The following is a 20,830-nucleotide window of genomic DNA, read 5'->3' on the forward strand; positions in this document are numbered from 1 at the left end:
TCTATCATATCACATATTATCAAAGACTCTTTACTGCACCGGTCTTGATCACAAACTTAACGCTGCTGTCAACGCCTTCCTCTGTTCCGCCGAAGGAGTTGTAGTTGCTTCCGGCCTTCTGGATGGCATTTAATCTGTCAGCGAAATCAGTAAGGTCTCCGTCGAATGCATCGTAGAGCTTCTGAATTCCTTCCTCATCGAACTTGATCATGCCGTCAAGAAGTTCCTGTACGCCGTCATCAAGCCTTTGCTGCGCCTTCATCAAGGGCCTTGGCACCGTCATTCAACTCTGCTTGCGCCGTCCTTGAGCTGGCCTGCTCCGTCAACAAGCTGGCCTGCACCGTCTCTAAGCTGTGCTGCGCCGTCCTTAAGCTGTCCTGCGCCATCCTTGAGCTGACCTGCACCGTCCTTAAGCTGGCCTGCACCATCTTTAAGCTGATCTGCGCCGCCCTTAAGTTCCTTTGTGCCGTTTGTGAGCTGGCTTGCACCGCCTGTAAGCTGCTTAGCTCCGCCAACAAGTGCTTCATTGGTTTGCTGTAAGAGTGTCTGCACCTTGATAGAGAGCGCTGACACCGGCACCAACCTGGCCAATGCCGTCACTAAGCGCAATCTGACCGTCCTTAAGAGCTCCAAGACCTGCTTTAAGCTGTTCTGTTCCTGAAGCCACAGCATCTGCTCCGGTAACCAGAGTGGAAATTCCGGGAAGTTTTGCCTCGAGGCCTTTCTTCATGGCACTTATCTGCTCATAGGTTGAGCCAAGGGTCGCAGCGGCTCCCTTAGTTGCGCCGCAAAGAGCGCTGTATCTCTGTACATATACTGCAATGTTGTAAACGTCACTGTCGCTGTAGCCTGTTTCGTTTTCTCCGGCAGCTTTTACAGTTACCTTCTTCTCATTGCCTGTGGATGAAAGCTCGTCCTCGCCATCTTCTCCAAGAGAATCTTCATCGGCGCCTTCCTTTTCATCATCGCCGGGTTCCCTCTTCGTCTTCACCTGTGCCTGCTGCCTTTCCGGTATTTGTATCTCCGGCATTTGCTGCAGGTGCTGCTGCAGTGGGAGTCTTCTCATCGATAATCTCAGTAACGGCAGCGGGTGTTTCACTGCTGTTTGCTGAAGTTCCGGCATTTTCGCCGTTTCCGCCAGCAGTGTTATTGTCTGCATCATCAGCTGCTCCGCTTCCGGATCCGTTCTCGGTATTATCTGTTCCTTCAGATCCGCTCTTAGCCGCTCCTGAAGCATCCCCTGTGGCTTCATCTGAACCTGCTGCAAGTTCATCATCGGTCACCTCTGCATAGAGAGTTCCGGTCTTTACAGTGGTTACCAGCATCTGGTAGTTATCGATCGCATACAGTGCCTTCTTGGTCTGTCCGCTAAGAGCTGCAAGGGCTGCACACTTGATCTTAAGTGCATCGTGTCCTGAGGTGATTCCTTTATCAATGGACTGGAGTATCTGAAGAACTGCTGCCGAAGGCTCTGAAGTAGTATCGGAAGTATCGGTAAGCCATGCATAAGCTGCTCCGTAGAGATTCTGATTAGCCTTGATGCCATCAAGCTTATTTACCAGCTCAACCTTTACCATGTTCTCCATCATCTCCTGCATTGTTTTAACGCCATCGTCAACCTGTTTAGCGCCATCTGCAAGGTCAGCGGTGCTTGACTCCACTGATGCTACTCCTGCAACCAGCTTTTCTGATCGGCCTTGGCACCGGCAACACCGGCCTGGAGCTGACCTGCGCCGGCCTTTATCTTTGCAGCACCGTCGGTATAGGACTTAACGCCGCTCTCAAGGGAAGCAGCACCGGTTCCCAGGGCCTTGCTTCCGTCATAGAGCTTGCCTGCTCCGTCGCTAAGGCTCTTTGTACCGTCATAAAGTTTTGAAGATCCGTCTGCAAGACTTCCTGCTCCGTCATAGAGCTTTGAAGTTCCGTCTGCAAGGCTTCCTGTTCCGTCGTAGAGCTTTGCTGTTCCGTCATAAAGATCGGAAGTTCCGTTGTAGAGCTTATCGGTACCATCGGCCAGCTTAGCTGTGCCGTCCTTAAGCTCTGTAGTTCCGTCCTTAAGAGCCTTGCTTCCGTCAACCAGCTTGTTTGCTCCGTCGTAGAGCTCGCCCATATCATCCTTGAGGTCTTCGATCTTCTCTGAGTCATTAAAGTCTGTAACTCCGAAATCAGAGAGGATGTCTGAGCTTGCCATTGTAATGGTCATTCCAAGTTCAAAGTCTGTGGTGTCAGCTGTGATCTCGAAGGAATTTGAGAGCTTATCCTTGATCTCATCTGCATCATCAAGCTCATCCCACTTCTCATCAGAGATATCAAGACTCTCCTTAAGTCCGGGAACTGCAACTCCCATAACGATGTAGTTGCCGCCGTCAGAGATGACCTTACCGTTTGAAATCTCAACGTTGGTGAACTTCTCAGCATCCAGCATCATTCCGGATACCATGGCGAAAGGTGTGTAAACATCATAGTTTTTGCCGTCAACATCAACGGTCTGCTTCGCATTGTTCTCATACTCGAAGCGGATGGTAACTTTTCCGCTCTTGCCTGCCAGATCCTCGGGAGCTATCTCTTTTCCATCAAGAGTATAGGTGATGTTCATCTTAACAGGAAGCTCCTTGTCTGTGGTTCCCTGATAGTAGATGTCAGAGCCGCCGGCTTCCCAGGTAACTGTGCCGTCGCCGTTGTCGGTAAAGGTCTCATCGCCCTTTACGTTCACGATGTTCTTAAGCTCTGTCTTGTCAGAGAGCTCTGGTGAAGCCTCGGCGTTCTTGAGCCACTCGCTTACGATGACATCGTTTACTGCGCCGTTGGCATCGGCTGTTACGTAAACCGTCTCAACCTTGCCGGACTCGTTTGCTACGGATCCGAGCAGAGAGTTTGTTGTAACGGCTTCCTCAAGGGCCTTCTGTTGTGAATCTCCTGCCTCTACCGTAGTCTCGATGGCAGCTGTGTTGTCAGTTACTGTATTCTGTCCGCAGGCAACCGTCATAACTGCCAGCATTGTAGCCATAATTAAGATAAATGATTTAATAAGATTTTTCTGATCATGATTCCTCTCCTCCGTTCTTATGCGACTTTATGTCTTATGGATCAAATGTCCGAAATGATGTGTTTCATTCTCCTTGCTGTTCATGCCGAATGTGGTCTTTCATAATGAGCCAGTCAAAGAGCATATACATTGCCGGCAGAGCAAGAAGTACTGTAAACATACTGATGGATGGCGCCTCGTGCCATGAGCATGCACAAAGATCCGATCATATCGATGCTGGAGATAAGTCCAACTCCGAAGGTTGCCGCAAAGAAGCTCAGTGCGCTGACAATAACGGATTTCATGCTGGTGGAAAGAGCTATCAAAGTAGCTTCCTTCTTGTCATGGCCGCTCATTCTCTCATTCAGATATCTGGTTGTCATCAGGATGGCGTAGTCAACAGTTGCGCCCAGCTGAATGGTTCCGATAACAACCGATGAGATGAAAGGTATCGTTGTCTTTGTGTAATAAGGAAGTCCCATGTTCACTGAAGATGGCAAACTCGATGACTGCCACCAGTATAAAAAGGCAGGGATACTGATTTAAGCACGAAGGCTATGATCAGGAACACAAGACCTATGGATACGAAGTTAACCACCTGGAAATCGTGGTCTGTTATGTTTATCAGGTCCTTGGTGCAAGGCGCTTCGCCTACAACCATGGCCTTGGGGATCGTAGCTCTTTACTATTCTGTCCACATCAGCTATCTTGAGCGTTGATCTTCGTCAGAAGCGATCTTATAATCAGTGGTCAAAAGAACCATCTTCCACTCGTCACTCTCGAGATCGGCCATAAGGTCTTCGGAATAAAGTTCTTGGGAATGCGGGTCCTATAAGTGAATCTGTGCCGAGTACCGAAAGAATTCCGTCTGTATTTTAAGTTCATCTATCATCTCAGTCATGGATGCACTGTCCCAGGTTCTTATCAACCAGCAGCATATATGCGGAGTTCATCTCGAACTTCTCATCAACCTCTTTGGCTCCCTGTACACTCTCAAGCTTGTCGGGAAGTGTCTGGGAAAGATCGTAATAAACTGCAGTGTGGTTGTTTCCGTAAATTGCCGGGAACAGAAGTACCAGGAATACAGCAAAGAAAGCCAGATAATGCTTGCAATGAACTTCGGGATCCTGTTAAATTCAGGCATCAGAGGTTTATGCTTGGTCTTTCTCTATAGATTGTCAAATACAAGGATCATACTGGGCAGGATGGTTACGCATCCGATTAACTCGAATACAACACCCTTGGCCATTACAACTCCAAGGGTCAAGACCCAGTGTAAAGCTCATGAAGCAAAGTGCAACGAAGCCTTGCGATTGTTGTGATGGAACTTCCCTATTTACAGACTGGAAGGTTGGCTGTAATGGCGGTTTGCCATGGCGTCCTTCTTGTCATCGTTTCTCTCCAGTTCTCCTGATAGCTGTGCACAGGAAGATTGAGTAGTCCAGAGTAACACCAAGCTGGAAGTACCGCACTCAGGGACTGGGTGGATAAAGGAGATCTCTCCTTTAAATATGTTGGTACCCATGTTGTAGACGATTGCCATTCCTATACTTAAAGGAAGAACAGCGGAATAAGGTAGGAAATCCATTGTCAGGGAAAGAACAATGATTGCAAGAAGTATGCAATTCCTACATATATAGGCGTCTCTGCCTCAGCCATGTTCTTGGTATCCGTTACGATGGCGCTCATGCCGCTCATGAAGCACTGCTTTGTCTGAGATTCTTCTGATCTCTTCTATGGCAGCCATGGTTCCGTCTGAGGAAGTACCCTCATCAAATACACGAACATCATTGTGGCATCATCTCCGTTGAATGCGTCATATACCTTTGAAGGAAGCATCTCCATGGGCACCGACAGATCCATTACCGAGTCATACCAGATAACATCCGCAACGTGATCGACCTGCTCGATCTTGGCTCTTTAAGGCCGCTTACGTCTTTCTCCTCCATACCCTCTGCAACATACAGGACAAAGAGCCTGTTCCGAACTGGTCCAGAAGAATATCCTGGCCCTTCATGGTCTCAATATCCTTGGAAGATATGTGAGAATGTCGTAATTAACTCTTGTGTTAAAATATCCGATCGCCGACGGGATCAGCAGTGCTACCGCAACGATCAGGATAATGTACCTTAGCTTTACGATAAGATGTGAAAAGCTTATTCATAACACCACTCCTCTTTTTTATAAATAATTATTGACCAACGGTCACTTTCTGTATTATGGTATATCACATAAAATGACCATTAGTCAATTATTATTGACCGTTGGTCATAAATTTTATTTCTTTTTTTATAATTTCATTTTGAAATAAAGGAAACGGGCACTTTTGTGCTATGCTATAATATGTTTTATAAGGAAGTGATCATATGGGAAAGGCAGATCTTAACAAGAAACTGAAAATGGAAAACCTTTTGAACGCCTCTTTTGAGCTGTTTACCTCAAAGGGACTCAACAAGACCTCCATCTCGGATATAGTAGAAAAGGCGGAAGTTGCAAAGGGCACCTTCTATCTGTACTTCAAGGACAAGTACGATATCAGGAACAGACTCATTGCCCACAAGTCAAGCCAGCTCTTTCTCCAGGCCTACAACGCCATGAAGGACAATGGTATCGAGGGGACTCGAGGAAGAGATCATCTTCCTTATGGACTATGTTCTTGACGAACTGGCCGCCAACAAAGGACTTCTTGCCTTCATCTACAAGGACCTTAGCTGGGCCTTTTTCAAAGAGCTCTCACCTCTCCCACCTCAGAGGATGACGTGGACTTCGCTGAGGTCTACAGGAAGATGGTGGAAGATTCGGGACTTAAGATCAAAGACCCGGAAGTAATGCTGTTCCTTATAATAGAGCTTGTGGGTTCCACGGGCTACAGCTCCATAATGTTCGGAGATCCCATATCCTTAGATGATCTCAAGCCCTACCTTGAAAATACCGTTCGCAGCATTATCAAACAGCACATGAAATGAAAAAAAGACATCGATTCTTTGGAGGATTCCGAAGTTTATCGATGTCTTCTCTTAACTTTCAACACCATCGGAGGAGCACCATGAAAAGAGATAACCTGAAAAAGCGAATCGCAATGTCCCTGTTCGGAGTAATCATCTGCGCCATAAGCGTAGGCATCTTCAAGATAGCTGCTCTGGGAGTTGACCCGTTCCAGTCCTTTATGGCAGGCCTGGACAGCATTGTTCCCATAAGCTTTGGAACATTGTACGTTATAACCAACGCTGTGATGCTGCTGTTCGCCCTGATATTCGACAGGCATTACATCGGAATAGCCACTTTTATCAATCTGTTTTCTTCTTGGGTACATAACCCAGTTTACTTATGCATTCCTGCAGACAGTGATCGTTGATCCTTCCATGCCTGTCCGCATTCTGTGCCTTATTATAGGTGTAGTCATAATCTGCTTCGGATCTGCCTTCTACATGACCGCAGACCTGGGCGTATCCACCTATGATGCAGTGGCGCTTATCATCGTCAACACCTGGAAAGAAAGGAAAGTTCCAGTATGTCAGGATCATAACCGACATTGTCTGCCGTTATCCTGGGTGTGTCGCTGTTTCTTTTGTCCGGAGGTCTTGTATCTCAGATCCCTACAATAGCCGGTGTCGGAACCATAATAACCGCCTTCTTCATGGGACCTCTCATTGAGTTCTTTAATGTTCATATTGCAAGACCGATATTAAACACTTGCAAAAACCAAAACTAAAGTGTATATTAGATTGCATACAATTTAATTTGGTTTTTGTTTAAGAGGGTTTAAATATGAAAATGAAAGCATTTGATGCTGTAGACATGACCGTAGGAAGGCCCTGGGAGCAGATACTTAAGTTCACGGTTCCCATGCTCTTCGGAAATGTTGTACAGCAGTTATACAGTACAGTAGACAGTATAGTAGTAGGCAGATATGTTGGAGATAACGCTCTTGCTGCGGTAGGAAGTGCGGCTCCCATCTTCAATCTTCTGCTCATCCTGTTCATAGGAATAAGTATGGGTGCCACCATCATGGTTTACTTAAGCCGCTCAGAGGCTTACCCCATCGGCAACCGCGACATGATCTACTGGTCGCTGCTTATTGCCTGGGCTATCGGCGCAGCCATGAGTATCTTCTTCTACAAGTTCGGCAAATGCGCCAGAAGGGTGTTGTGTAAATAGCGTTGCAAAAAGGCATAACATAAAATAAGTGGCAGGGAGCAATCCCTGCCACTTTTAATATCTGTGAGTCCGGACGAACAACGTACCAAGCGACTCTATTTGTTATTCATAAATTACTGCTGAACGATTCCGCCGTTAGGAGAAATAACCTGTCCTGTAACGTAAGGAGCTGTCAGAAGGTATCCAAGAGCACCTGCGATATCGGATACGTCACCGATGTATCCCTGAGGAATTGTAGCTGCAAGAGCATTGAGCTCATCCTGATTAACGCCGCGGAGCATGTCTGTCATGATCATGCCGGGAGCGATAGCGTTTACACGAACGCCTCTGCCTGCAAACTCAAGGGCAAGAGCTCTTGTAAGACCGATAACACCTGACTTGGATGCGCAATAATCAGCCTGATTGATAACGCCGATAAGTCCGCCGATGGAAGCTGTGTTAACGATGCAGCACTGATCATCCTTTGAAGAATGATTAATCATATAAGGAAGTACCAGGTGTGTCATATGCATAGCGCTCAGAAGGTTTGTTCCGATAACGCTCTCATTACTGCTTCTGTGTGATGTCGATCCAGTTGCAGTTATTTGTGATACCGGCGTTGTTAACAAGTACATCGATCTTATCACCGAACTTATCAACAGCAGCCTTAACAAGGGCTTCGCAGTCCTCATACTTACTAACGTCTGCTCTTACAACCAGTGTCTCAACGCCATACTGTCCGCTGATCTTTGCAGCAAGATCGTCGGAAAGAGCCTTTGAAGACTCGCTTCTGTAGTTGATCACAACATTGTAACCAAGCTCACCCAACTTAAGTGCCATTGCCTCACCGATACCTCTTGAGCCACCGGTGATGATAGCTGTTTTTGCCATTACCTAAATCCTCCTTCAAAATATAATAGTTACTAACCCCATACCCCATACGGGATATCGTTAATATAATAACATACCTGTTAAACTAACGCCACAAATCTCCTTAGTTGATATTTAACAGTTTTTTGGTTAATGATTTAGGCATTTTTAATGGGTTTAATCTGAAATCACTTCAATACTGATGTCCCCAGAGACTGTGTGAGCGTTCATCTCATTGCCTCCGTTTCCGCAGACATAGATGTCTTCACTCTTTGTAAATGCCTGCCTGTATGTAATATCTCCGGTAGTTGCCTTAAGGGAAGCCGTAACATCAGGATCCTCGGGAAGATAGATTGTGATATCTCCGGAAGTTCCGCTGATATTGGAAGTTTTAGGAACCCTGGCAAAAGAAACTGTGGTTTCGCCGCTGCTTGTGGCTGATTCCACTTCCTTAGCATCCAAAGCATAGATATCTATATTTCCTGATGCAGCTGAAACAGTTATTTTATCTGCATTTTCAGCTTTAAGATCCACATCTCCGGACGCAGTGGAAAGCTCGATGTCACTGCTGTTTCCCTTCTGGACAAAGCTTATATTACCGGAAGCAGAACGCACATTGATGTTGCCTGCGCCGCAGTTTGCCTTTACATCTCCGGAAGCAACCTTAAGATCAATATCTCCAAGTTCCATGTCACTTGGAAGTTCAATAGTCAGCTTTTTGCCAAGTCGGTTAAGATCGAGTTTTTTGGCTGATGCGCAGTATCTTACGTGAAGAACAGATCCCTCAACCCATGTATGTACCTTCCTCTTGTCATCAAGCTCTTTTAACGAAGTCTCTCTGATGACTATCTTGTCTGATGAAGAAGCCTCAAGCATCACATCCCCGGAGACATAATCAATATCCAGTGTATCGATCTTCTCCGAAATCTCACGATCTCCTGCGACATACTGATCGCCGTTTGTATAAACATAGCTGGTTCTCATTCCGAACGAGCATCCTGTAAGTAATCCCATCATTGCTACCCCCAATACTGTTATTAAAAATATTTTTATTTTAAGCATTGTTATTCTCCTTTTTCCCAACCAGCAGACCGATCACTGCAAATACAGCTCCGATCGCGATACCGACAAACATCATACTGATAGACGGCTCACTGTACATCATTACGCCGTTAGATCCCATTGCCGCAAGTCCGATAGCAGTAACAGCCAGGTTTCCATAGTATGAAAACAGACTGATGGCTGCGATCACGATACCTGTTTTAACAAGGCCGTTAAACGGAAGATATCTGACGATTGCAAAGATGATCCAGATAAAAGCCACAACAGGAATGCTGATGGCCATTGCCAGAGGAAAGAACCTTGCGGGTCCTACACCAAAGCCTATGCAGAACATCATCAGGAAAAATGTAGCAGTGATAGCTGCCATGGCTATGAGGCCCTTTTGCTTTCCAAGATGCGTCTTTACCGGATCTGCATTCACTATAAAGGGAGCGAAGCAGACAGTAAGGCCAAACAGTGTTGCGGATGCCGCGATAAAGAACCAGCGACCGCCGGTATATATATTGATCACTCCAAGAAGGAGAATAACGCTTGCTGTAAACGATGTCATGGTCAGGAACATTCTGTTCCTTGTTGCCATGAGCGGAACTACGATAAGGGCAGTTGGAACAAGCATAGCTGCCAGTACAATAAAGAACCAGCTAAGTGCATGTCCGCTTGCCAGATTTACGATAAGGCAGACCAGGATAGGTATTGCAAAGACTGCAGCTATAACGCTTCCGACAACTGCACTCTTTCTCTTAAAAAACCTGGACTGTGATTCAATCACATTGTTTCTCTCCAGAACCATTATCTCATCGTAAGAGGTGTCCTTTAGTTCATCAAGTATTTTCGCACACTCAGGACATTCCTGTAAATGCTCCTCGACAACCTGGACGGCGTAAATTTACTGTAGGATTCGAAAGGGTAGATTGCCCCTGTGATCAGTTCAGATGTTCAAACCTTACTCATTATAGCGCCTGGTTGGAGGACAGTTCAAGGCTGTCATTCTAATCCTTGGTCTGTAGTCAAGCAGATCAAGGATAGGTGTGCGCTCTGGCGCACTTTATTCAAAGGCAGAGGCGTCAGCCTCTGGCTTCCTTTTAGAACAGTTTCCAGATGTAGTTATGCATTCCGATGCTCATCCACTTCTTCAGCTCTGAACTAAGCTCTACCTGTATGCTATCGACATACTTTCCCCACGCCGGATGGGAATACTGTTTTTCTCTTACATGCGCTACTACAGTCTCTACTTCTTCTGCCCCAGCAGCCTTAGGCATTACTGTCTTCTGGTAACGCACAAGTTCCAGCATATCCCTTTTGTTCCATGTATAGGCACTGAGTCTTGCCATCTTATCAGCGCCTTTTCGACTCCAGCCCATTGGAGTCATGCTCATTCTTTTTGACAGGACATGACTGACATGACCTTCAGTACTACATCCAGGAATCCTCCTGTATCTAAGCCTTGTCTTGGCTGCAGACCAGTTATCAAGTATATAATCAGCGCCTTCTTGCACACGTTTCATTTCCTTGTCGTTTGAGGCATGATATTCAAGCATATCTACCACAGACAGGAAATCTTCCTTACTTCCATCCTTGATCATTTCACAGAGAAGCTTTCTGGCATCATCAGCACTATCCATCAAATGGTTTGTCATCTTTATCAGGTATTTTTTGAGGTGGAACTCGTCCATCACATATGTGATGCCACTTATCCTTTTTCCCCCAGCCTTAATCCAGGCTCCACCATCTGCTCCTAGGTATATCCTCTTTATGCTGCTTATGTCATAGTTGTTGTCAATATATGTGTAGACTTCATCCCAGAGTTCACTGTTTGCTTTGCCTTCATAAGAACCACAGAAGAAATGGGCATTAACAAGGTGATGTCTTGTACTCTTGGGAGCATCCTTTTCAATGCCCTCATGAACATAGATAAGCTTGTTTATCATTCCATTGAGTTTTCTTCCATACTGGTTGACCTGGAGATCCCCCTTTTCCTTCTGGAACTGAAGCGACACATGATCTTCATCAGCCTCTATATACAGATACTCAACCTTGCGTTTTCTGCCTCTTCTTTTCTGTTCCTTGGGGAACTCGAGAGCATGTATCTTATCCTTTACAGTCTCTTTGCTGACCTCATCAAGGATGCTTGCTGCTTGTCCACCTTTACGATAAGAGGTCTGAACGCTCTCTGATAAGAGCTGTGCTATGGCATCTTCTGACATCCTTTCATGAGGGTCAAATGAAAGCATGTCATCCAGTAGATATCTGCGTTCTCCAGTCACCTTGTTCTTAAACAGTGTCTTGGAAAACATAACCTTTCCAATTGAGGTGATAAGAGACTTCTCGTCAGTCCTTACCACTTCCCATCTTTCCTTTCTCACAGGACTGTCTTTTAATATCTGGTTGCAGGTTGTAAGGGTTTCAGAAATGTAATCCAACGCCATCTGAAGCGCTTCATTCCTGACCTTGTATATGAAACCTGCAAAGTCTCTCGGATCCTCTGAAAAATCTTTTGATGCCTTCTGAAGATTTGGTACTCCATTCTCAATAAAATGCTGTATACTATTTAACACAAGGGGACTCCTCCGTTTGGTTATTTTGGCTTGGACACCGTAAATAACTATATCACGAAGGAAATCCCCTTTTTCAATTAATCCTACAAAAACTTTACGCTAGCAGATGACACTTAAGTGGGCAGGGTGAGACTCGAACTCACGGTGTTTCCTTGTCAGGGTTTTACAGACCCCTGCCTTCGCCACTAGGCATACCTACCCGGAGCGTTTGCGGAAGGATTCGAACCTTCGGCACAGTTTAGCCGTGCTTCGCTTTAGCAGAGCGATACCATAAGCCATCTCGGTCACGCAAACATAAGTGGGTGGAGCAGGAATTGCACCTGCGGTGTTTCTAATGTGGGAGTTTTACAGACTCTTGCCCTCGCTTCTAGGCATACCCACCCCATAATAGCTCCTGCGGGACTCGAACCCGACATTTCCAGCTTGAGAGGCTGACGTCCTTACCAATTAGACCAAGAAGCCACAGTGATCCCAACGGGACTTGAACCCGGTATCTCTGACGTGAAAGGCCAGCGTCCTAAACCATTAGACTATGGGACCATGCGCAGGCGCTTTCACGCCCGCTAATCTATATTCAGTTCATGCGCTTAGTGAATAAAGCCATTCCCCTTCAACTACGATAATGTCATCCATAGCAACACCTAAAACAGCTGCTAATACGACTAAATTGTCAAGTGTTGGCATGGCAGTTCCGCGCTGCCACTTGTAAATCGCCTGTGGAGTAGCAAAACCGAACACATCCTGTAAATCCCTAACAGACATACCGGCTGCCACTCTTAAATCTGTAATTCTCTGTCCCGTAGCGACCATATCGATCGTTGGAATATTCTGTGTCATTTCCGACTCCTTTCTGGCCAATGGCCAAGTACACGAGGTGGGATTCGAACCCACATGCCTTTCAGCGTCTGATCCTAAGTCAGGTGCGTCTACCAGCTTCGCCACTCGTGCAAGTTTTGGGACTGCTGCGTCCTAGCTTCGCGTCGTCCGAATGCGTAGCTCGGCCTCCCCCGGAGGCCACGCATCCAATTACACCACGAATCTATAGCGCAGAGCCTGGGATTCGAACCCAGATATCCGTGAGGAATGTCGGTTTTCAAGACCGATGCTGTACCAATTGAGCCAACTCTGCATTTTAGGCAAAATAAAAAGCTACCTGCCTCATCTAAGAGGTAAGCAGCTGCTAAACATGTTCATCTATAAGCTCGGATCCTGTCTATCACGATTCTGCCAAAACAACATTTTCTCGCATTTGCCTATCCTTAAATGAGCGCATGAAATTAAACATCCACTCTGATTTACTCTGGAGTGATGATTCATAACATTCGCTATAAAGGCAATAATTGCGATTCATTGTTGTCATGTCTCTTTCTTTTCCTTTCCGGGAGCTCTTATCTGCTCCGCTTATCTCTTTCTATATCGTATAGTAACACCGGTATCTTTAGTTGTCTATTAGCCTTGTAGGACGGCGTAAATTTACTGTAGGATTCGAAAGGGTAGATTGCCCCTGTGATCAGTTCAGATGTTCAAACCTTACTCATTATAGCGCCTGGTTGGAGGACAGTTCAAGGCTGTCATTCTAATCCTTGGTCTGTAGTCAAGCAGATCAAGGATAGGTGTGCGCTCTGGCGCACTTTATTCAAAGGCAGAGGCGTCAGCCTCTGGCTTCCTTTTAGAACAGTTTCCAGATGTAGTTATGCATTCCGATGCTCATCCACTTCTTCAGCTCTGAACTAAGCTCTACCTGTATGCTATCGACATACTTTCCCCACGCCGGATGGGAATACTGTTTTTCTCTTACATGCGCTACTACAGTCTCTACTTCTTCTGCCCCAGCAGCCTTAGGCATTACTGTCTTCTGGTAACGCACAAGTTCCAGCATATCCCTTTTGTTCCATGTATAGGCACTGAGTCTTGCCATCTTATCAGCGCCTTTTCGACTCCAGCCCATTGGAGTCATGCTCATTCTTTTTGACAGGACATGACTGACATGACCTTCAGTACTACATCCAGGAATCCTCCTGTATCTAAGCCTTGTCTTGGCTGCAGACCAGTTATCAAGTATATAATCAGCGCCTTCTTGCACACGTTTCATTTCCTTGTCGTTTGAGGCATGATATTCAAGCATATCTACCACAGACAGGAAATCTTCCTTACTTCCATCCTTGATCATTTCACAGAGAAGCTTTCTGGCATCATCAGCACTATCCATCAAATGGTTTGTCATCTTTATCAGGTATTTTTTGAGGTGGAACTCGTCCATCACATATGTGATGCCACTTATCCTTTTTCCCCCAGCCTTAATCCAGGCTCCACCATCTGCTCCTAGGTATATCCTCTTTATGCTGCTTATGTCATAGTTGTTGTCAATATATGTGTAGACTTCATCCCAGAGTTCACTGTTTGCTTTGCCTTCATAAGAACCACAGAAGAAATGGGCATTAACAAGGTGATGTCTTGTACTCTTGGGAGCATCCTTTTCAATGCCCTCATGAACATAGATAAGCTTGTTTATCATTCCATTGAGTTTTCTTCCATACTGGTTGACCTGGAGATCCCCCTTTTCCTTCTGGAACTGAAGCGACACATGATCTTCATCAGCCTCTATATACAGATACTCAACCTTGCGTTTTCTGCCTCTTCTTTTCTGTTCCTTGGGGAACTCGAGAGCATGTATCTTATCCTTTACAGTCTCTTTGCTGACCTCATCAAGGATGCTTGCTGCTTGTCCACCTTTACGATAAGAGGTCTGAACGCTCTCTGATAAGAGCTGTGCTATGGCATCTTCTGACATCCTTTCATGAGGGTCAAATGAAAGCATGTCATCCAGTAGATATCTGCGTTCTCCAGTCACCTTGTTCTTAAACAGTGTCTTGGAAAACATAACCTTTCCAATTGAGGTGATAAGAGACTTCTCGTCAGTCCTTACCACTTCCCATCTTTCCTTTCTCACAGGACTGTCTTTTAATATCTGGTTGCAGGTTGTAAGGGTTTCAGAAATGTAATCCAACGCCATCTGAAGCGCTTCATTCCTGACCTTGTATATGAAACCTGCAAAGTCTCTCGGATCCTCTGAAAAATCTTTTGATGCCTTCTGAAGATTTGGTACTCCATTCTCAATAAAATGCTGTATACTATTTAACACAAGGGGACTCCTCCGTTTGGTTATTTTGGCTTGGACACCGTAAATAACTATATCACGAAGGAAATCCCCTTTTTCAATTAATCCTACAAAAACTTTACGCTAGCGCCTTGTAGTATAAGGCCGCGTAAATTTACCTACGGAAATAAAAGGTTAGAATCCACCAAAGAAGCTCTGATAAAAGATCAGGCTTTTGAAATATTGGTTTTATATTACTCTTTTGATTTCCTTATGGCAACCCTACGCTTAGTCCTCTTGTATGTTTTTGAGCCGAGGAAATATGTATGTCAAGGGCATGCCTCATAGAGGTGCCTTGCACCCTTGACATACATATTCCCTCAGCTTTCTGGTTGATCAAGAGGACTAAGCTAAATAGTGCATCTTCAATGCCTTATAATCCAGCGATGTGATGATTGATGCATAGCTTCTTCTTTATCTCTGATGGAAGTGTTCCCTGTATAGCAGCCATATACTTACCAAGTTCATAATGCCTGTTCTTTTCAGATCTCATTACCTCTGTAGGTGAGAAATATGACATCTCATAACCTACAGCATCTTTCAATTCTTCTCTTTGGAACTTGGCTAGTTCGAGCATATCTCCACCGTTGTAGAAGTATGCTCTGAGCCTTCCCATTTTTCCTGCTCCACGCTTACTCCATCCCATCGGTCTTGAACTCATGCGTGATGATAGAACATGACTCACATGTCCTTCAGCGCTGCATCCCGGAAGTTTCCTTCTGTTACTCAGTCTGACTTTGCATGGCATCCAGTTATCAAGGATATATTTTCTTCCGTCTTCAATACTCGCAGCCTGCTTTTTATCTCCGGCCTCTAGATACTCTTTTACCATGTCAACGTATGAATTAAAGTCATTCTTAGTCTTATGCATGATGATTTTTCGGAGGTCTGAAATAGCATCCCACTGGCTATCTCGGAGATGGCTGGTAATCTTTCCCAGGTACTTTTGCATGTGGAACTCGTCCATTGTAACTATGACTCCGGAAACATTTTTCTTTCCAGCTTCAATCCATGCACCACCATCGCCATTTATGTATATCTTCTCAATACGACTCATATCATAGTGGGTATCTATATATGCGTAGATACGCTCCCAGAAGGCGTCATTTGTCTCGCTGGTACTGTCAGAACAAAAATAATGAGGATTAATAAGTCTATGTCTCTTGCTCTCCGGGGATTCATTTTCAATGCCTTCATAGACATAGACCAGCTTTTCTATCATGCTGTTATACTTATAACCATTTTCACCTTTGACCAGGTCGCTTTTTTTCTCTTTGAACTGGAGCGATACATGGTCCTCATCAGCATCTATGTACAGGAACTGTACGAATTTCTTATCTATTAACGCTTCATCTTCAGGCGGAAACTGTAATGCATGTATTTTCTTCATCACGGTCTGTTTGCTAACTGAATCAAGTATGCTTGTTTTTTCTCCACCTTTTCGATATGAAGTCTGAACTGTTTCTTCTAAAAGCCTTGCTTCTGCATCCTCTGTCATTCTCTCATGAGGATCCATACCCATGAGTAAATCTATGATATAAGAGCGCTTTCCTTCTTCTTTGTTCTTGAACAACGTCTTATTGTAATTAACGTTACCAAGGGATGTTATAAGCTGTTTGGACTCATGTCTGTCCACTACCCAAGAGAGCTTTCTCATCTCACTTTCTGTGATCATCTGATCCAGATATCCAAGCGTCTCCTCTATCATTCTTATACCAGCCTTATGAAGCTCATCTGTCAACTTAGTGATGTAGGATGCAATATCGGAGGGATTCTTTAAAAAATCATCCTCAAGCCTTTCAAAAACTGGTACACATTCCTCGTTAAAATACTGTATACTTTTTACCATGGAGAACACCTCTGTCTTTTATAGTTTGGTTTAGTCGCCTTTAACTTTATCAGACTTTGGTGTTCTCTTGTATTTTATTTAATCCGAGTGAAAATTTACGCTAGCTGTAGTATAAAATCTTCCCTCTTCAGTTCCATCTCAATAATATTAAAAGGCTCTTTTTCCGTTACCTCTTTATCCTTGAATCCAATCTTCTTGTAGCATTCATGAGCAATGTCATTGTTCTCAAACGCACCTATGGTAACAACCTCAGCATCCATAAGTTCAAAAGCGTATTTAAGGCCCAGGCGAAGCATTTCTGCCCCGTAGCCCTTTCCTCTGATGGTATTATCTACAATTACCCAGCCGAATCTAAGGATCCTGTTATCGCCATGGATGTAGCGGATAATGAAATGCCCTACTACTCTGTTCTCATCATCTATTGCGATCCAGGGATAAAAGTTGTCTAACTCTTTGCAGTCGCCATTACTCTGTCTGTACTTGTCATCAATAATGCCTGCGGTAATCGGGAACTCTCCAAAATGATCTCCGCCCCACTTAACAAATACATCCTCGTCTTTTATCCATTCACTTATCTTTTCAGCATCACAGCTCTTATATGGTCTAAGTCTCAGCATAATCCCAGCTCCTCAAAACCTCGTTCCGCACTTAGGACAAAAATCAAAGTCCTCTGCTGTCTCGTATCCACACTGTCTGCATCTCTTATAACCGGTCGTGAATCCTCTTCCGCCGCTTACCTGAGTCAGATGACTTGGCAGAATCTCCACTTCTTCGCCCCTTGCGATCATCTTACCAATCTCCGGATCAAGCTCATAAACAGTTCCGCAGCAGCTGGTCTGCACGTAGTAATGCTTATTCCACTTTAATGTAGGTATAAAGAAAAGAGACAGCACTGTATATGTCATGAACACGTTAAAGCGCCCATATTTTCCGCAGATTGCGCAGGTTATCAGCTGATTGAACTCAAAATCATTCCTGCCATCTGTAATTCCCATGATAAAAAACATCTACTTTTTCACTCCATCCTTAATAATGTACCCTCACAATCTTTGCCCCAAATGGGAAAAGAGCTACTCTAGCAATCTTAAAGAACTGCTTACCGAAGGGTATACCGATAATAGTAATGCAGAAAATGCAGCCAATCACCGCGTTTGCAATCGCAAGTTCAATCCCGGAAAGACAGATCCAAAGGATGTTAAGAAGCAGAGATACTGCCCCGCCTTCGTCCACAATCTCTTTTCCAAAAGGATTCAGTGATATTGAAGAAAGCTTAAAACACTGGAGCCCTACAGGAATACCTACAACTGTGCAGCACCAGAGAAGTCCTACAATCCACCATCCCAGGGCACTAAGCAGCCCTCCGCATAATATCCAAATCAAATTACCAAGAAATCTCATAATCAATCTTCTCCTGTAACAACTTCTCCAGTCCAGTCTATAATACCGCCAAACTCAAACACATTTGTGTAACCCATATCAAATAATTTTTGCGAAGCTTCCTTACTACGTCTTCCACTTCTGCAGTAAACAAGAATAATCTGATCAAGATCCGGTAATTCTTTAGGCTGCGTATCAATTATGCTCTCGTTTGGAATGCATATAGCTCCCGGAATATGCCCTTCATCAAACTCATCCTGGCGCCTGACATCCACGACCACATGGCCATCTTCAATATCCATCATTAGCTTCGCCGTCTCCTGGTCAATCTGTGTGTAACTATTCTTGTCATTCTTCGAAGCAAGAAAAACAGATGTTGGACCATCCGCACCACCGATAATTGTCACATCCGATTCAGTTTTAGCTCCGCAGCCCGCAAACACAAGGGCAAACATTAGCATAGCTACGATAAAAATCTCTTTTCGTCTCATTGTATCTTTTTCTCAGCCATTCTCTCTTTTATTACCACCACAACAGTTCCAACTGCGGCAACTGCAAACGCGATAAAGCCATAAACCATCATGATAGCCGCACCAAAAATCGGAGTCTCAGGATTAGCGCTGACAAAGTAGTAGTAATAATATGTGTAAAGAATCATTCCCACTACGGTGGATGCAACAAGCATCAAAGAAGAAATCACATACTCTTTCATGCTTTTGGCAAGGAACATATTCATAACTCCAAGTGCAACAATTATTATCAGTAAATGCCTGCTGATTAGTGTTCCTCTAAGCTTATCAACAATGAAGAACATAATAAGCGGTATCAAATTCAGCCATTTGAGATATCTCATAATCCCATCCTCATGCTGACAACTCCGTCTTTCTCGCCAACTTCTTCAAAACCCATACGCTTATACAGCTCGTATCCAACCTTCATCACTTCAGGCTTGGTAGTAAAAGTAACTTCCTTAAATCCAAGCTCTTTTGCCTTATCAAGCATGGTATTAAGCATTACTCTCGCATAGCCTTTGCCGCGAAATTCAGGCTTTATGAATAATCTCTTAGCTTCACAGGTTGCATCATCAATCTTCCTGATGGCAATGCTTCCAACCGGGGTCCCATCCTCACTTCCAAGAAGCAGCGCTCCGCCCTTATAATACCCGTCCAAATCAGCTAGTTCCTTATCAAAAGAAACAAAGCAGCTCTCCGCACCTTTTATCTGGGAATATTCTTTGAAAATCTCTTTTATAACTTCGTTGTCCTTACAGACCCCACAATTAAACTCTGACATCATTCATACCACTCCTCTCGTTTATTATGCAGGATAAAATGGGCACTTTCTCTCTTATACACTGCTGATTCTGGGAATAGAATTCACATTCCTGCTCCTCGTATATCAGCTTTACATCATAGTGCTCATTCACATATTTTATTCCATTCTTAAAAGCAATCATGGCATCTCTTTTGCAGCAACGAGGCCCGTTTATCTCCCCAAGGTCGCTGAGAGCCGCCGATGTGAACCGCATATGATTTCCCCAGGTTACCATCAACAGACAAAAGGCCCAGTTCCATCAATTATGGAAAGAGCTGCACCGATTGATGTTACAGCACCGCAGACTCCCCAAAGTCCACACATTGCTCCAGGCATCCTAAGTCCTTCTCTGATCAGCTTTTCAAGGGCTTCATCAAGATCTATGTCGCCACTCGCATTCTTGAATGCCACCAAAAGACATGCTCCATCAAGTATGTGGTGTTCCGGTCCGTGGATACTCACATACTCCTTCTTTGCCATTCTCTTAAAAATGGCAACAGGGCTTGTACCCTCTTCGTTCTTTATATCATCAACAATAAGTCGGGCTTTCATTTCCATTTCATTCATCAGTTTTTCACCTTACTATTCTTGCTTATAATTTTCCCAACTTCTTCATCAGCTGTCAGGTCATAGACCATTCCTGTAACAGTCAAGGGCCTGCTGTGTGTCGCCAGCTTCATCAGCCTCCTGTGCTTGCTTTGTAGAGAAGTGCCAGTGTAACAGGATTCGCCCTCGGTTGGAATATCATTTTCCTTCAGGATCTTCTGTATCTGGTCAAGATCTTTATCAGCCATCTTTTTTGCCAATAGCTTTCTCAAGGAACTCAAGCTACGCATCGGCTTGCTGTGAATCCTCGAAGTACTTACTGTACAGATAACATGCTGCAGCCAACCTCAGGTTTTGTACTTCTCCAGGTAGTACCACCCAAGATTCCTGTAATAAGCTGCAAGCTCAGCTCTGGTGCAGCAGTAATTGTAAGACTCTGTCGTATAGGAATACTCCCCCTCGGGAGTCGCCAAGCTTGCTTGCAACATAGGATTATCCCAGTATGCTTCCATATATCCAAGGATTCTAGGCATGCGCCACTTAGGCCACTTCCTGCCTGGGCCTTGCGTAATTCCCCGGAAAGAAGCAGCTCTTTTGCCTTGTCTTGTTGGGCGTCAGAGTATCCTCTTCTGAAATTTCATATTCATCATCGCCCAGGCAGTAGTATTCATATAAAAAGACCTCTGAAATGTGCCTGAGGGCATACATTAAGCTTACTCATGATCTCATATTCCCCTTAGTTGTTCAGAGCAGACTCTCCATCATTGCTGCAGCTTCGCCAACGATATCATTGCAGGTACGCCCCGTACCTGATCTCCTGGCTATCAGCTCCTTGCAGAAAAAGAGATCCGTTCTTTTCAAGGAACATCTGCTCATACTCCTTGGCCTTATCTATACCAAGCTTCTCAAGCATGGCAACCACACTTAAGTATCCGCCA

31 protein-coding genes and 7 tRNA genes are annotated in these 20,830 nt (G+C 44.7%); 5 read left to right on the forward strand and 33 right to left on the reverse strand.

The features are described 5' to 3' along the window. Nucleotides 1–19 precede the first annotated feature (19 nt). The 7 genes from T456_RS0112585 to T456_RS24155 all read right to left on the reverse strand — a co-directional run bounded on the left by T456_RS0112585 (nucleotide 20) and on the right by T456_RS24155 (nucleotide 3,653). Entirely contained in the window at nucleotides 20–283 is a 264-nt protein-coding gene (locus T456_RS0112585) for a hypothetical protein (protein ID WP_024866445.1), read from the reverse strand. After that, a complete protein-coding gene (locus T456_RS0112590) occupies nucleotides 280–552 on the reverse strand; it encodes a hypothetical protein (protein ID WP_024866446.1) in 273 nt (90 codons plus the stop codon). The genes T456_RS0112585 and T456_RS0112590 overlap by 4 nt, the downstream gene beginning before the upstream one ends. Beyond that, nucleotides 524–991 carry a hypothetical protein gene (locus T456_RS22815; RefSeq protein WP_024866447.1) on the reverse strand — a complete coding sequence of 156 codons (468 nt, stop codon included), beginning with the start codon at nucleotides 989–991 and terminating at the stop codon, nucleotides 524–526. Before T456_RS22815 ends, T456_RS0112590 begins: the two co-directional genes overlap by 29 nt. After that, on the reverse strand, nucleotides 963–1,661 hold the full coding sequence (locus T456_RS22820) for a hypothetical protein (protein ID WP_024866448.1): 699 nt from the start codon (nucleotides 1,659–1,661) through the stop codon (nucleotides 963–965). Before T456_RS22820 ends, T456_RS22815 begins: the two co-directional genes overlap by 29 nt. Before the next feature lie 5 nt (nucleotides 1,662–1,666). Then, complete coding sequence (locus tag T456_RS0112605) at nucleotides 1,667–3,007, reverse strand: hypothetical protein (protein WP_024866449.1); 1,341 nt, start codon at nucleotides 3,005–3,007, stop codon at nucleotides 1,667–1,669. Between the two features lie 152 nt (nucleotides 3,008–3,159). Next, a complete protein-coding gene (locus T456_RS23215; protein WP_278246935.1) occupies nucleotides 3,160–3,525 on the reverse strand; it encodes an MMPL family transporter in 366 nt (121 codons plus the stop codon). Further along, nucleotides 3,510–3,653 carry a hypothetical protein gene (locus T456_RS24155; protein WP_278246937.1) on the reverse strand — a complete coding sequence of 48 codons (144 nt, stop codon included), beginning with the start codon at nucleotides 3,651–3,653 and terminating at the stop codon, nucleotides 3,510–3,512. The genes T456_RS23215 and T456_RS24155 overlap by 16 nt, the downstream gene beginning before the upstream one ends. On the opposite strand from T456_RS24155, the gene T456_RS23220 reads away from it, so the two are divergent. From T456_RS23220 to T456_RS23225, 5 genes are all read left to right on the forward strand, one after another. Continuing rightward, nucleotides 3,604–3,744 (forward strand): hypothetical protein, encoded by a 141-nt coding sequence (locus T456_RS23220; RefSeq protein WP_242835971.1) that lies wholly within the window; start codon nucleotides 3,604–3,606, stop codon nucleotides 3,742–3,744. The genes T456_RS24155 and T456_RS23220 overlap by 50 nt on opposite strands. 1,647 nt (nucleotides 3,745–5,391) lie before the next feature. Beyond that, nucleotides 5,392–5,685 (forward strand): TetR/AcrR family transcriptional regulator, encoded by a 294-nt coding sequence (locus T456_RS23805; RefSeq protein ID WP_330369760.1) that lies wholly within the window; start codon nucleotides 5,392–5,394, stop codon nucleotides 5,683–5,685. A 99-nt stretch (nucleotides 5,686–5,784) separates the two neighbouring features. Then, nucleotides 5,785–5,991 carry a hypothetical protein gene (locus tag T456_RS23810; protein WP_330369761.1) on the forward strand — a complete coding sequence of 69 codons (207 nt, stop codon included), beginning with the start codon at nucleotides 5,785–5,787 and terminating at the stop codon, nucleotides 5,989–5,991. A gap of 80 nt (nucleotides 5,992–6,071) precedes the next feature. Continuing rightward, complete coding sequence (locus T456_RS22825; protein ID WP_197026892.1) at nucleotides 6,072–6,380, forward strand: hypothetical protein; 309 nt, start codon at nucleotides 6,072–6,074, stop codon at nucleotides 6,378–6,380. Between the two features lie 413 nt (nucleotides 6,381–6,793). Continuing rightward, entirely contained in the window at nucleotides 6,794–7,183 is a 390-nt protein-coding gene (locus T456_RS23225) for an MATE family efflux transporter (protein ID WP_024866451.1), read from the forward strand. A 113-nt stretch (nucleotides 7,184–7,296) separates the two neighbouring features. Here the strand turns inward: T456_RS23225 and T456_RS23445 are convergent, their stop codons facing one another. From T456_RS23445 to T456_RS22520, 26 genes are all read right to left on the reverse strand, one after another. Continuing rightward, nucleotides 7,297–7,797: an SDR family NAD(P)-dependent oxidoreductase gene (locus tag T456_RS23445; RefSeq protein ID WP_197026893.1), complete on the reverse strand. Its 501-nt coding sequence runs from the start codon at nucleotides 7,795–7,797 to the stop codon at nucleotides 7,297–7,299. Then, the gene (locus tag T456_RS23450) at nucleotides 7,730–8,053 is read right to left on the reverse strand and encodes an SDR family NAD(P)-dependent oxidoreductase (RefSeq protein ID WP_197026894.1); all 324 of its coding nucleotides are present in this window, start codon (nucleotides 8,051–8,053) and stop codon (nucleotides 7,730–7,732) included. Before T456_RS23450 ends, T456_RS23445 begins: the two co-directional genes overlap by 68 nt. Nucleotides 8,054–8,209: 156 nt before the next feature. Beyond that, entirely contained in the window at nucleotides 8,210–9,049 is an 840-nt protein-coding gene (locus T456_RS0112645; protein ID WP_197026895.1) for a DUF4097 family beta strand repeat-containing protein, read from the reverse strand. Nucleotides 9,050–9,086: 37 nt separating this feature from the next. Further along, complete coding sequence (locus tag T456_RS0112650; protein ID WP_155838097.1) at nucleotides 9,087–9,863, reverse strand: hypothetical protein; 777 nt, start codon at nucleotides 9,861–9,863, stop codon at nucleotides 9,087–9,089. Between the two features lie 313 nt (nucleotides 9,864–10,176). Then, a complete protein-coding gene (locus tag T456_RS0112655; protein ID WP_024864352.1) occupies nucleotides 10,177–11,649 on the reverse strand; it encodes an ISLre2 family transposase in 1,473 nt (490 codons plus the stop codon). 118 nt (nucleotides 11,650–11,767) lie between these two features. Next, nucleotides 11,768–11,850 (reverse strand) — tRNA-Tyr (locus T456_RS0112660). A gap of 4 nt (nucleotides 11,851–11,854) precedes the next feature. Further along, nucleotides 11,855–11,943, reverse strand: a tRNA-Ser gene (locus T456_RS0112665). 5 nt (nucleotides 11,944–11,948) lie between these two features. Next, nucleotides 11,949–12,032, reverse strand: a tRNA-Tyr gene (locus tag T456_RS22515). A gap of 5 nt (nucleotides 12,033–12,037) precedes the next feature. Beyond that, nucleotides 12,038–12,111 (reverse strand) — tRNA-Glu (locus T456_RS0112670). 4 nt (nucleotides 12,112–12,115) lie between these two features. Then, nucleotides 12,116–12,189, reverse strand: a tRNA-Glu gene (locus tag T456_RS0112675). Between the two features lie 39 nt (nucleotides 12,190–12,228). Continuing rightward, on the reverse strand, nucleotides 12,229–12,486 hold the full coding sequence (locus tag T456_RS0112680; protein ID WP_024865526.1) for a helix-turn-helix domain-containing protein: 258 nt from the start codon (nucleotides 12,484–12,486) through the stop codon (nucleotides 12,229–12,231). A 29-nt stretch (nucleotides 12,487–12,515) separates the two neighbouring features. Next, nucleotides 12,516–12,597 (reverse strand) — tRNA-Leu (locus T456_RS0112685). A gap of 97 nt (nucleotides 12,598–12,694) precedes the next feature. Next, nucleotides 12,695–12,778: transfer RNA gene (locus tag T456_RS0112690), tRNA-Ser, on the reverse strand. Between the two features lie 540 nt (nucleotides 12,779–13,318). Next, on the reverse strand, nucleotides 13,319–14,791 hold the full coding sequence (locus T456_RS0112695) for an ISLre2 family transposase (protein ID WP_024864352.1): 1,473 nt from the start codon (nucleotides 14,789–14,791) through the stop codon (nucleotides 13,319–13,321). A gap of 388 nt (nucleotides 14,792–15,179) precedes the next feature. Next, nucleotides 15,180–16,655 carry an ISLre2 family transposase gene (locus T456_RS0112700; RefSeq protein ID WP_024865525.1) on the reverse strand — a complete coding sequence of 492 codons (1,476 nt, stop codon included), beginning with the start codon at nucleotides 16,653–16,655 and terminating at the stop codon, nucleotides 15,180–15,182. A gap of 95 nt (nucleotides 16,656–16,750) precedes the next feature. After that, on the reverse strand, nucleotides 16,751–17,272 hold the full coding sequence (locus T456_RS0112705; protein WP_024865524.1) for a GNAT family N-acetyltransferase: 522 nt from the start codon (nucleotides 17,270–17,272) through the stop codon (nucleotides 16,751–16,753). A gap of 12 nt (nucleotides 17,273–17,284) precedes the next feature. Then, nucleotides 17,285–17,662 carry a zinc ribbon domain-containing protein gene (locus T456_RS0112710; RefSeq protein WP_024865523.1) on the reverse strand — a complete coding sequence of 126 codons (378 nt, stop codon included), beginning with the start codon at nucleotides 17,660–17,662 and terminating at the stop codon, nucleotides 17,285–17,287. A gap of 19 nt (nucleotides 17,663–17,681) precedes the next feature. Further along, entirely contained in the window at nucleotides 17,682–18,053 is a 372-nt protein-coding gene (locus T456_RS0112715) for a YccF domain-containing protein (protein ID WP_024865522.1), read from the reverse strand. A gap of 2 nt (nucleotides 18,054–18,055) precedes the next feature. Next, nucleotides 18,056–18,523, reverse strand: a complete 468-nt coding sequence (locus T456_RS0112720; RefSeq protein WP_024865521.1) for a rhodanese-like domain-containing protein — start codon at nucleotides 18,521–18,523, stop codon at nucleotides 18,056–18,058. Continuing rightward, a complete protein-coding gene (locus tag T456_RS0112725; protein ID WP_024865520.1) occupies nucleotides 18,520–18,885 on the reverse strand; it encodes a hypothetical protein in 366 nt (121 codons plus the stop codon). The genes T456_RS0112720 and T456_RS0112725 overlap by 4 nt, the downstream gene beginning before the upstream one ends. Next, complete coding sequence (locus T456_RS20110) at nucleotides 18,882–19,328, reverse strand: GNAT family N-acetyltransferase (protein WP_024866454.1); 447 nt, start codon at nucleotides 19,326–19,328, stop codon at nucleotides 18,882–18,884. Before T456_RS20110 ends, T456_RS0112725 begins: the two co-directional genes overlap by 4 nt. Next, nucleotides 19,312–19,560, reverse strand: a complete 249-nt coding sequence (locus tag T456_RS23230; RefSeq protein WP_242835968.1) for a DUF5714 domain-containing protein — start codon at nucleotides 19,558–19,560, stop codon at nucleotides 19,312–19,314. Before T456_RS23230 ends, T456_RS20110 begins: the two co-directional genes overlap by 17 nt. A gap of 20 nt (nucleotides 19,561–19,580) precedes the next feature. Beyond that, complete coding sequence (locus T456_RS23235; protein ID WP_242835970.1) at nucleotides 19,581–19,913, reverse strand: DUF5714 domain-containing protein; 333 nt, start codon at nucleotides 19,911–19,913, stop codon at nucleotides 19,581–19,583. Further along, the gene (locus T456_RS0112740; protein ID WP_024866455.1) at nucleotides 19,913–20,152 is read right to left on the reverse strand and encodes a hypothetical protein; all 240 of its coding nucleotides are present in this window, start codon (nucleotides 20,150–20,152) and stop codon (nucleotides 19,913–19,915) included. The genes T456_RS23235 and T456_RS0112740 overlap by 1 nt, the downstream gene beginning before the upstream one ends. An 87-nt stretch (nucleotides 20,153–20,239) precedes the next feature. Beyond that, nucleotides 20,240–20,380 (reverse strand): hypothetical protein, encoded by a 141-nt coding sequence (locus T456_RS0112745; protein ID WP_155838098.1) that lies wholly within the window; start codon nucleotides 20,378–20,380, stop codon nucleotides 20,240–20,242. A gap of 52 nt (nucleotides 20,381–20,432) precedes the next feature. After that, nucleotides 20,433–20,600 carry a hypothetical protein gene (locus tag T456_RS22520; protein ID WP_155838099.1) on the reverse strand — a complete coding sequence of 56 codons (168 nt, stop codon included), beginning with the start codon at nucleotides 20,598–20,600 and terminating at the stop codon, nucleotides 20,433–20,435. Between the last annotated feature and the right edge of the window lie 230 nt (nucleotides 20,601–20,830).

The sequence above is a fragment of the Butyrivibrio sp. FCS014 genome, assembly GCF_000526935.1.
GTDB lineage: Bacteria > Bacillota > Clostridia > Lachnospirales > Lachnospiraceae > Butyrivibrio.